Origin of the sequence: Burkholderia sp. b14 (genome assembly GCF_900156195.1) — a bacterium.
In the GTDB taxonomy this organism is placed as follows: domain Bacteria; phylum Pseudomonadota; class Gammaproteobacteria; order Burkholderiales; family Burkholderiaceae; genus Mycetohabitans.
Map to the genome: position 1 here is coordinate 928,691 of NZ_FTPJ01000003.1, position 11,151 is coordinate 939,841.

The following is an 11,151-nucleotide window of genomic DNA, read 5'->3' on the forward strand; positions in this document are numbered from 1 at the left end:
GAAGTGCAACCTTTTGCATTCCGCGTAGACGCTCATTAAGTTCAAAGCGAAACGCAGCTTCAGGAGATTGGCCGAAATCGATTGGTCTTCTGCGGACCGAATTGTGCATTTTATTGTCCAGTGGCGAGCAACCATAGAAAAAATTTGATAAAGCTCCCGCCGTTGACGTCGCACCTGCTGCCTGGCCGCCTGTTCATCAACCTAAGCCAAGCCCGCAGGCGAGGAAGGGACTGCGCTTTCTGAGCAAACGTTATGACTATTCGACACAAAACTAGTCGATGGCCGCTCGCGGTCGCGGTTAGGCATTCATTCTTTGCTAGCCTGCTGCCTAGCAGGCAGTGAATCATCGTATGATCCGCCCTCGTTCGTTCCACGGCGGCCCATTTGTGCCCCGCTACACCCTACGCTTATCCTAGCCTCAGCGTCCGGGGCCCTCTCGCCCTGATCACCCGCTTCATGGCCCATATCTGATTCCCGGAGTTGTCGATAGACTTTAACGACGCATTGGATACTACCCCCATCGCTATTTATACGATGAACGAACAAGCCCACCAAGGGTCGTCCGCTGCACCGCCTACGGGCGTGAAACGATCAGCGGACACCACACTCGACACACACCCCAAAAAGCCCAGAATCTACGACACTTTGCCAGGCGAAGTGATTCTGGAGGTCGCACGCTACCTACCGTTGGATCATATTCCCGAGTTTTCACGTGTTAATCGCAACACCTATACCCTGATGGAGGAAAGACGATGGGCGTGGCGCTGTTACCAGCAAGCGACCAGCGTCTCCGATCTCGCGTCACTGCAACAACTGATAGGTGAAATTGAGCAAATACAGGCCGAACCGGATCTGCGGGCCGAACCGCTCACCGCTTTGTGGAAACAATCTCAATCAATGGGACTATCTAAGAAACACAAAATCGAGGCCTTTAAATTGTTATTTGCCGCAGCCGACCGCCTCCCGGAACAGGGTCTTCCCTTACAAAAAACAATGCTTGCATCACTGGGGGGATTTCGAAAAGCATGCGACTTCGAATGTTCGATTTCGCTTGTGCGCTGGCTGAACGGCGTCGCCCCGATCAAGCGAATTTTTGGCCTGAACTAGCCAAAGCGCTTGTCAATGTATGGACGCCGTCTCGGCGGTACATTCAACGTTATCAAGCATTGCTCAACCAACTGCCATACCTGGACGCGCCCCAGAAGGCCGAACTGATTCCGCTATTGGCTCCGAAACTGAGCTTCTCTCCTCTGGAGGATCCCGACAGCAGCAAAACGCTTTCGGCCCATGCGACCTTGCGGCAGCAAGCACGATCGCTGCCGCCCTCGCTACAAGGTGCGCCGGTCGGCATGGTAGCTGCCGCTATAGAAAGGCTACCGAGAGAAGCGCGAGCAGCGCACTATGCAGAGCTGCGACAGCTAGCACTATCGCTTCCGGACGAGCAGCTGGGCGCTGCGCTGCGTAAACTGCCACGCGGGTTGGTTATGTTGCCGCGCGAGCACCACGCGCACGAACTCCAATTACTGGAGCCAGTCTTGCTGCGCGTGTTGCCCGAGCAGCGCGTACAGGTCGCACAGGGTTTGCTGGAATGGACCTTCCTGCTAGACGACGCGCTCTCGAAGCACGTGTGGCAGCGTGCGTTGCAGTTACTTGACGGCAGCAGCGCAACAGCATTGCTGGAGGTACTGAGCAAGGTGGGGGCCATGCTAAGAACCCCAAAATGGCAAGATGCGGTCAACGAGGTCACCGCTTTTATGGACCGCAACCACTTCACGGAGCAAGAGCGGGCGACGATAGACACCCGTATGCTGCTGCTACGCCACCCCGAGTCCGACGCAAGCCATCGCCGTCCCTAGCTCAATGCAAACGCCCATGACGCTAGGCCCCGCCTTACTGCCCGGAATTAGCACTGTACGCGATTCCGAAGCAATTGCCACAGGCATGGAAGAAGTGCTTAAAAGGCTCCAATCCGATCCACAAACAGACCAGCTTCGCTTGTTGGGCACTAGGGAGGTGGATTATTTTAATAGTGTGGGCTCCTAGGCTGATGCCGCGCCGATAGCTGGCGCGTCATCGCTTGCGGTAGGCCTATCAAGCGTCGCACAGCCCGAGTGCAGACGGTGCTGTGACATGTGGGCTTGGCGCTTAGTGGCACCGCGGGTGCGCGCCTGGCCGCTAGGCGACAGGGCGAAAGACTCACAGCCATCTGAATCCTCGTGCATGGCGTTCACCACTGCTTCCGTCGCCCCAGCAAACGGTAGTCTGCGACGCGTGAGCGGGTCCCGGACGCTTTATCGTGCTGCGCCTATCGCAGCCCCCCCCTGCGCAGGCCATACCGTGGCGACGCTATTCGATGTCCTTGTGGTATTGAATGAAGCCGGCATACGTCGCGAGGTTGTCATACAATGCACGGGCGGTCGTGTTTGCCTCATGGGTGAGCCAGTACACGCGGCTTGCCCCCGCATCGCGCGCACGCTCGTACATGGCTTCGATCAACGCCCGGCCCACGCCTTGGCCGCGGGCGTCGGGCAACGTAAACAAATCCTGCAGGTAACAGTAAAAACCCGTCGTCCAGCACAAGCAATGGTAAATGGCGTGCACGATGCCCAGCAGACGCTCCTGCGCGTCACAAGCGCCTAGGGCGAACATCGGCTCGTTTAGATCCATCAACCTAGCCCACGTCGTCGCGCATACAGCCTCGCTTAGCGCGATGTGATAGAATGCCTGATAGGCACGCCATAGCGGCCGCCACGCCGCCTCGTGCAGTGCGTCAAGCGGCCGGACGGTCACCGGCACGCCGAGCCGCCGCCTGCTGCGTGCGAATCGCCGTGAGGCAAAGGCGCTGCGCGCATTGCGCATCAAAGTTCTGTGGCGACAGCCATGCGTCGAACGCCGCGGCAAGCGCGCTCCATTCGCTATCGATGATCGAAAACCACGCTGTGTCGCGAGAGCGCCCCTTATAGACGACGGCTTGCCGGAACGTGCCCTCGTAGCGAAAGCCGAGTCGGACGGCCGCCTTGCGTGATGGCTCGTTCAGGCTGTCGCACTTCCACTCGTAGCGACGGTATCCTAGCGTGTCGAACACGTACTTCATTAGCAGGTACTGTGCTTCAGTCGATGCCGGTGTGCGCTGCAGCTCCGGCGAGAATGCCACCGAGCCCACCTCGATTACACCGTTGGCCGGATCGATGCGCATCAAGGCGAGCGTGCCAACCGCCCGGCCGCTTGTTAGATTGATCACCGCAAAATGCAACGGATCCGTGCTCGCCGCGGCACTTTCGGCGTAGCGCCGATAACTGACCTCGTCATCGAACGGTCCGACCGCCAGATACGTCCAGTCCCGGCCGTCGGTCGCCTTTGCGTACGCGGCGTGCAGCATTGACGCATGCCGGTCAGGCTGCAACGGTTCAAGCCGGCAATAGCGTCCATGCAGTGTGACGCGCCGCGGGTAAGCGCGCGCAGACCAATCGGCAAGAGGCCGCCCAACCGGCTGGCCGAACGTGTTCGTCGGGGTGGACAAGGTCATTCTCTCATCGATGACGGCCGGCGTGATGCCGGTGGGGTTTGACGCACGTCTTAGTCATCCAGCGGTACCGTGAGAAGCGCTAGGGCTAGTGGTTTTCATCGTGCCAGCCGCAGTGGATGGCGCAACAGGCGCACCCGGCATGCGAGGAAATCGACGGCAACGCTGCCCTTCAGATCCTCGCGATCCGTTGCCGCGTCATTGAGATAGTTGCGCGAACACGGGTTTTCACCGATGGCCGCTACGCTGGACCGGCCCGTCACATCTGTTTGATAGGCCCGCATCGGCACGACTGGCCGGCAGCACGTCGCCGTGCCCCGGCCAACGTCTCGCGCAGTCTGCGATACCCGAACGGGCCGCATAATTGGACCCGTGTGCCCGGGCGAACTGGCGTGGAACGACGTAACGACAGCGCTGACACGATGAACGGACAAGGTCAGCCGTCCGCGTGCGATCATGCAGAACCCGAGCTTACCAAACACATCACGCAACGCCGTGCAAACGCAACCACGTCAAGCACTCATTCCATGCATGTGCAGCGTCGGCGGGTTGGTAGCTCGCCCGATAGTCGGCAAAAAACGCATGTCCGGCGTGCGGATAGACATCAATACGCGATGACCTGGCGGCGGGACTCCCCTGCTCAAGTCCGGCGCGCATCGCGCTCAGATGTGCCGCCGGCACGATCGGGTCCTGTCCGCCATACAGGCCCAGCACGGGCGCGTACAGCCGGGACGCTACGCTAACCGGATGGGCGGGCGTGCAGCCCGTCACATCGCCATCGAGCCGACCGTACCATGCCACGCCCGTCTTGACGCTCGCGTTATGCGCCGCGTAGAGCCATGTGATGCGGCCACCCCAGCAAAAACCCGTGACGCCGAGCCGGCCGACGTCCCCACCCAGCACACCGGCATGCGCTGCGACTGCGTCGAGGTCGGCGATCACCTGTGTATCGGCAGTCCGGGACACCACCTCGCGCATCAATTCAGGCAGTGTCTGGTACGCTGAAGCATCGCCACGGCGCGCAAACAGGTCCGGTGCGAGCGCCAGATAGCCCAGCTTAGCAAAGCGCCGGCATACGTCCGCGATGTGCGCATGCACACCGAATACTTCCGACACAACCAGCAGCACCGGGTGCGAGCCGCCGCCCGAACCGGGCTTTGCAAAATAGACCGGAACCTCAAAGCCGGCCGACGAAACGCTCGTTTCACCCACCACCAATCCTTGCGCGTCGGTATGGATCGTAGTGCCTTGCACCGGCGAGGCCGCCGCTGATACGCGCTCGTGCGCGCCCATCGCGGTGCGCGCACTGTTCGACTTGAGCTTCGGGTCGTCCATTCGACTGTCCCTCATGCTCAGCGCGGACCAAATCCGCGATACGGCAGTAGCGGTACTAGATGCTCGAGTTCTAGCATCCCGGCCTTAACCAACGGCAACGACTCGATCATCGCGCGGGCCGCTGACTCAGAATCGGCTTCGAGAATCGAGCAGGCCCCACGCTTGTCGCCGCGGTACCAGATCTGGCGCACTGAGCCCTCGATGTACAGCGTGCGGGCACGCTGGGCCTCGTCCTCGAGCAACGGTGCAAAGTCCTCATCCGAATAACGATCCGTACGCAAGCGCGACAGAGCAAGAAATTGCATCATGCGACTCCACGATTCAGGATACGTTGAGTGTAGCGGCACGGCGATGTACCACCAATGCACGCGATACCCGCATGTCGTTGACTTCAGGGCAACGCTTGCATGGGTGACCGAGATGCGCGGCATGACCTCCTGGTCGTCGTATCAACATCATGCCGGAACTATCCCGTTTGAAAGGAAACGGTTGTGGGCCAGGGTCAACGCTCGTAAATAGTGGGCGGAGCGCCAGGTCGACGGTGTCGTCGAAAAACAAATATAAGTGGTTACCGTCGTTAAAAGTGCGCAGCGCTTACATTTTGAGTCATGGTGCTTGCCGTTTTCACGTCTATCAAAGATAATCGGGCAACGCGCATTCTAGCATTTCATGCACGTTTAAGCATCGCATGCAAGTTGTGTGCGCAACAACCAGAAGAATCAATTGATCGCACATTAGCCCTCGAATGCAGCGCTCTCGCATGTCATCACTGTTTGATGAGCAGCGATTATTTACAATAATGAATATAAATAACATTTATTTCAGCATTACATCAAATAAATTGCAACTTTGCGCATATCAGTTCGAAATTTGTCGGTTTTAATTAGGTCTGCGCGCTTGGCTTTTTCGAATAGCTCCTCTATAGTTGAATCACTTTATGACGGTGGTACTGGGTATCGTTAAACCTTGTACATATCGGCTGTTTATGAAGCCATGAGGTGATTCGCTGGCAGGACAAGTGCATCTCAACAAAAGGTTTGGTTTCACGAAAGTAAAGTCTGGAGTGAATGGAAATGACGAAGTACCTCCTGCTACACCTATCCATCCTGCCTGCGCTCCTCCTCCCCCTTCGGCGCTGGATTTAATTTAGATATTGCGAGGCGTTTACGCTGCACGTAGCTTCCAAGTCACTGTTACGTTGACGTTTTACATGCAAGCTTGATCCGTATTCGTCAGTTTCGCTACGGTAACTATTTACGAATTCATATTGAGGCAGGTATCCGTCGCCCTCCTCAGGTGTAGTTACGTGCGTTTGCCGTATGCTGTAAAGCCGAATGTTTTAACATCTGAGTGTTTTGAGCGTGTATGCAATGCAGTCAGAATTCATTTTCCTTCTTTTTAGGCACTGTCACCTTATCAACCGGCGGAAGTAAAGGAGTTCATGTATGACTAATCCCTTTGATGACCAAAATGGAAGCTTCGTGGTGCTGGTTAACTCTGAGAATCAGCACTCATTGTGGCCGAATTTTTCTGAGGTGCCTGCGGGCTGGCAAGTGGTGCATGGACCCGATACACGCCAAGCTTGTCTTGACTATGTCAACACGCATTGGACCGACATGCGCCCCAAAAGCCTAATTGAGAAAGATGACTGAGCCAAAGCACCGGCGCGGCTGATCTGCTTACGTGATAAGCGAAGTTATTTTTTGTCACTCCTTGACTGAACAATATTGATATGAAAATCCTTGGCATCAACTCCGCCTATCATGAATCCTCCGCTTCGATTGTCATCGACGGTAAAATCGTAGCGGCGGCCGAAGAAGAGCGATTCACACGGATCAAGCATGCGAAAGAAGCTTGTGTCAGTGGCCCAGCTGAGCTACCAAAAAACAGCATACAGTTTTGCCTTTCCCATGCAGGATTGAAAGCCACTGATTTGGATGGGGTCGCCTACTCGTTTGATCCCGCCCTCAGAAAGCGCGAGTTCAAGCTCGATTCGCTCAGCCTACCAGGTGATTGGGGAAGTGCGGAAGGAGAGGAAATTTTTCTTGCCAAGCTCAAACAAGTTCCTGGTGCAATTGATGCGCTTTTAGATCGTCAATTTGGCAGCAAGTTAGCCTTTGTTCCACATCATATCGCTCATGCCGCTTCTACTTTCTATCCGTCTGGCTTCGATCAAGCTGCCATCCTTGTCGTCGACGGGATCGGCGAGTCGGGCTGTACTTTGCTGGCTCGTGGGGAAGGCAATAAGATAACGACACTGGATCAGGTTGCCTATCCGCACTCACTCGGGTTCCTGTGGGAAAAACTGAGCAAATATTTGGGCTTTTCTGAATATGATGCCTGCAAGCTGATGGGGCTGGCCGCTTATGGTGATCCAGCTGTCTTCCGAGATAGATTCAAGAAACTGCTTAATTCAGAAGAAAGACGATATACGATCGATCCGGAAGTAGCCCATTTCCGTCTGCCCGACTTCGAGCAGATCGAGGCATTGTTTGGCCCGGCACGAGTCGATAAGGAACCGATCCTCGACCATCATCGCCACGTTGCCGCCGCCCTTCAAGAAGCCACGGATCACGCGCTTATGGGATTGGTGCGCGAGCTGCGTGAGCACGCCGCCTCCGATAAATTGTGCTACGCAGGCGGTGTCGCGTTAAATTGCGTCAGCAATTCCGTCATCAAGGAAAGCGGCTTATTTTCTCAAATGTATGTCCCCACCGCTCCGCACGATGCAGGCACGGCGGTTGGCGCCGCGCTACATCTTTATTATTCGCTTTCCGGCCAACGTCCAGCGCAGGCGGATACCAACCCGTATTTGGGCCCGGCGTTTTCCGATGCCGCTATCGATGCCGCATTCCGTGACGCAGGTCTATCACCCCAACACAGCGCTGATCCCGCGCGCGATGCGGCAACGCTGATCGCCGACGGCAAGATCGTAGCCTGGTTTCAAGACCGCATGGAATTTGGTCCACGCGCGCTGGGTAACCGTTCACTATTGGCCGATCCTCGCAGCGCGTCGATGCGCGAGGTGCTCAATGTGAAGGTTAAGCACCGTGAGGAATTTCGTCCTCTCGCACCGAGCGTACTGGCTGAAGAAGCCGCCAACTGGTTCGAACTCGGCCAAGCATCGATGAGCCACCAATTGATGCTGTTCGCCTGCCCGGCAAAGCAAGATCGCCAAGCATCGATTCCAGCGGTCCTTCATAAGGATCATTCCGCTCGTGTGCAGATGGTCAGTCGAGAGAGCAACCCTAAATTCCACGCACTGATTAAGCATTTTTTCGATAAGACCGGTGTACCGGTTGTACTCAATACCTCATTCAACGATAGCGAACCTATTGTCTGCACGCCATCGGATGCAATCAAGACGTTCCAAGGAACGGCCATTGATGCTTTGTTTATTGGCGATCGGTTTGTCGTCAGATAAGTCAGTGCTCGATTGCAATACCGATAACCAGATAATACGAGAAATATAGCTATGCACCACACAAACGAAGAAAAATGTATTTTTTTCATCACGAAAAACAATGATCAGGCGACAAGCTCTCATCAGATAGCCAACTGCTTGCCTCTAGCCCAGTGGAATTCAATGCATCACGACCTGAATGGTAAAAACGACGAAAAAAATGATTTATTGTCGTCGCCCTATCCAATCAAGATCGTGACGGATGCCTTTCACTATCAAGATGCTGATCAAGTTCTTCCAATACAGCCGGAACAGTTATTCTTCATGGACTATACGTCCCCAGAGGATATAGAACAGGCGAGCGTTCTAGACATTGGCGTTGGTTCAGGCGTATTGAGCATTTTTTGCCTACTCAACGGAGCCACATCTTGTGTTGGATTAGATGTCAATCCAAGAGCAAAAATATTGGCCGGACATAACGCCATCATCAACCACATCGATAAGAATTTCGATATTCGTGACGGCAGCATTTCGAACATTTTTGAATCTGTCAAGGATAAGCAATTCGATTTTATTTGTTCCAATCCTCCGTTCGAGCCTACTCCACCCGGAATCGAGTACTACCTTAACTCCGCAGCAGGCGTTTATGGAATGGACTTTGTCGAAAAGATACTGTCCAATATCGACCAGCACTTGTCAAGCGACGGTACGCTTCAAATGGTCACGATGGCTCCGGGAGATGAGAAGAAGCCATTCAAGCTATATGAAGTCCTAGAGAATCATTTACCAGGCCTGGCAGCGGAGATTATTCTGGATCGGCAGCCCATTCTTTATGATGATTTTGTCGGCAGGTTCAACACTATTTTTGGTTACAGCGATGACGTCATTGCTCAGATGAAAAGAACTGCTCGCAACGACGGCGTCACGCACCTTCATATGCTGATATTGAAATATAAAAAGGGGCGCCGTGGCAGTATCACGGAAAAAATTGCCTGTAAAACTTATGAAAATTGGACGACCCCACTTGGGGCGCAAGATCACTGTTATATGTGACAAATACACTAACCGTGACCACGGGTAGGCTATCGAAGGCAGACGCACTCGGAGGTCTGCCATGCAAGATTCGTAGCGGAGCAACGCCGCCTGCGAAAAAGGAAGATATTGATGTTGATGGTTCAATACCTGAAGCGGTATTTCCGGCCCTTACTTGCCACAGCGATCCTTTCGTCTGCCGGCGCAATGCTGACGATCGGCCTGCTCGCCTATATCAATCGATTGGCAACGCAAGGGTTATCGCAACCCAATTGGGTTTGCCTTGTGACGGCGCTGGGATGGTTCGGTGCGCTGTGTCTAGCCAATGGTGCTTCACAAATCGTTCTGGCAAAGCTCAGCAGTGAATTGGTGGGTCAGTTGCGTAAAGACTTATCCAAACAATTTATTGACGTTGATTATTACAAATTGATTAACCATAAATCGACTGTATTTGGCGTCTTGATTGAGGATATCACCCGTATTAGCCCGCTGATCATGCTTGCGCCCCATCTCGCTTATAACGTTATTTTGGTGCTAGTGTGTTCAATCTATTTAATCACACTGTCGTTTCAGCTTTTTCTTGTCTTATTGGTAGGACTGGGTATTCCGCTTGCGATCTCAGCATTCTTGCTGAAATCCACTCGCAAGCCACTTGACGCAATGCGGCGCAGTGAAGAGGCACTGTTTGAACATTTCCACGCGATTGCAGATGGCAAAAAGGAAATGTTGTTAAGTCGAGCACGTGCCAAACATTTTTACGACATGCTATTGCTGCCTGCGATTGGGCAAGCACAAAGGTTGATGAGACGGGTTCATCTGCGCTGGAACCTCAATGAGGCATGGTCGTCCGGTGCGGCTTACGGTACCGTGTTTGTGGTGGTCTACCTGGGCTATGCAGCATTTGCGCTTCCCTCCGATGTGATTGTGCGCTTTGTCATCGGAGCGCTGTTTATCGTAGGGCCTTTGAATTTTTTAATTCATTCTGGCCAGCCTGTCAGCACCGGTTTGAGCAGCTTGCGTCATCTTGAGCGCGTCGGGCTGGATCTGCGCTCACAGCATGCCACAGCTGATGAGGATACGACGTCGCACACTGATACGAAATGGCAGTCCATCCATGCACAAGATCTTTGCTATCGTTACCCTGAAAGCAAGGTAGGTGAAGGCATTGGACCATTCAATTTGAGTATTCGCCGCGGTGAAATGGTATTTATTGTTGGCGATAACGGCAGTGGCAAATCCACATTGATACACTTGCTGTGTGGCCTGCTGCCGCCCAGCTCGGGACGACTTTGCTTGGACGAGCAACCCGTTCCATATGGATCGAGCGCATATAGGGAACGTTTTTCCAGTGTTTTTGGTGATTTCTTCCTGTTCTCCGATGTACTTGACGCAAAAGGTAATGCGCTGCCTGATGCACAAATACGTACGCTGTTGCGTGATTTGGAATTAGACGAACAACTCTCGGTAGATCAAGGAAAGCTTTCAAAGACCAGTCTCTCTACGGGGCAACGAAAACGGTTGGCATTGCTGCAATGCTATGCTGAAGATCGGGAAGTCTGCCTGTTTGACGAATGGGCTGCAGATCAAGATCCTCGTTTTCGACAACATTTTTATTTAACATTGCTGCCACAACTCAAGCAGCAAGGCAAGACGTTGATCGTCATTAGCCATGATGACCGTTTTTTTCATTTGGCGGACCGACTCATTGTGCTTAAAGGCGGACGCGTAGTGTCAGATTCAGCCACCGACACACTGGCAAATGGCGTTGATACACACCTAGCTAGCCTCTCCATTGCCAGCAGTATGGCTGCCGATTCGGCAGCATGACTTGCTTTTCAATCGGCTATTGAATGCCGAA

General features: G+C 54.1%; 8 protein-coding genes and 1 pseudogene. 6 read left to right on the forward strand and 3 right to left on the reverse strand.

The genetic code is table 11. The annotated features are described in order from the left end of the window. Nucleotides 1-504 precede the first annotated feature (504 nt). Together B0B13_RS17935 and B0B13_RS08580 are read left to right on the forward strand one after the other, a co-directional pair. The gene (locus B0B13_RS17935; protein ID WP_139337381.1) at nt 505-1,107 is read left to right on the forward strand and encodes a hypothetical protein; all 603 of its coding nucleotides are present in this window, start codon (nt 505-507) and stop codon (nt 1,105-1,107) included. A 59-nt stretch (nt 1,108-1,166) separates the two neighbouring features. Continuing rightward, nucleotides 1,167-1,856 (forward strand): hypothetical protein, encoded by a 690-nt coding sequence (locus B0B13_RS08580; RefSeq protein WP_212667359.1) that lies wholly within the window; start codon nt 1,167-1,169, stop codon nt 1,854-1,856. 490 nt (nt 1,857-2,346) lie between these two features. On the opposite strand, the pseudogene B0B13_RS19300 reads toward B0B13_RS08580, so the two are convergent. The 3 genes and pseudogenes from B0B13_RS19300 to B0B13_RS08600 form a co-directional block, all read right to left on the reverse strand. Beyond that, nucleotides 2,347-3,520 (reverse strand): annotated as a pseudogene (locus B0B13_RS19300) (GNAT family N-acetyltransferase). Nucleotides 3,521-4,006: 486 nt separating this feature from the next. Continuing rightward, nucleotides 4,007-4,858: a dienelactone hydrolase family protein gene (locus tag B0B13_RS08595; RefSeq protein ID WP_076795732.1), complete on the reverse strand. Its 852-nt coding sequence runs from the start codon at nt 4,856-4,858 to the stop codon at nt 4,007-4,009. A 17-nt stretch (nt 4,859-4,875) separates the two neighbouring features. Next, nucleotides 4,876-5,163, reverse strand: a complete 288-nt coding sequence (locus B0B13_RS08600; RefSeq protein ID WP_076797231.1) for a muconolactone Delta-isomerase family protein — start codon at nt 5,161-5,163, stop codon at nt 4,876-4,878. A 1,140-nt stretch (nt 5,164-6,303) separates the two neighbouring features. Between B0B13_RS08600 and B0B13_RS08605 the strand changes: the two genes are divergently transcribed. From B0B13_RS08605 to B0B13_RS08620, 4 genes are all read left to right on the forward strand, one after another. Then, nucleotides 6,304-6,510, forward strand: coding sequence for an MbtH family protein (locus tag B0B13_RS08605; protein ID WP_076786556.1), 207 nt, complete (start codon nt 6,304-6,306; stop codon nt 6,508-6,510). Between the two features lie 80 nt (nt 6,511-6,590). Continuing rightward, nucleotides 6,591-8,282 carry a carbamoyltransferase family protein gene (locus B0B13_RS08610; RefSeq protein WP_076795735.1) on the forward strand — a complete coding sequence of 564 codons (1,692 nt, stop codon included), beginning with the start codon at nt 6,591-6,593 and terminating at the stop codon, nt 8,280-8,282. A 51-nt stretch (nt 8,283-8,333) separates the two neighbouring features. Then, on the forward strand, nt 8,334-9,314 hold the full coding sequence (locus B0B13_RS08615) for a methyltransferase (protein ID WP_076786552.1): 981 nt from the start codon (nt 8,334-8,336) through the stop codon (nt 9,312-9,314). Nucleotides 9,315-9,425: 111 nt separating this feature from the next. Then, a complete protein-coding gene (locus B0B13_RS08620) occupies nt 9,426-11,120 on the forward strand; it encodes a cyclic peptide export ABC transporter (protein WP_076786550.1) in 1,695 nt (564 codons plus the stop codon). The last annotated feature ends 31 nt before the right edge of the window (nt 11,121-11,151 follow it).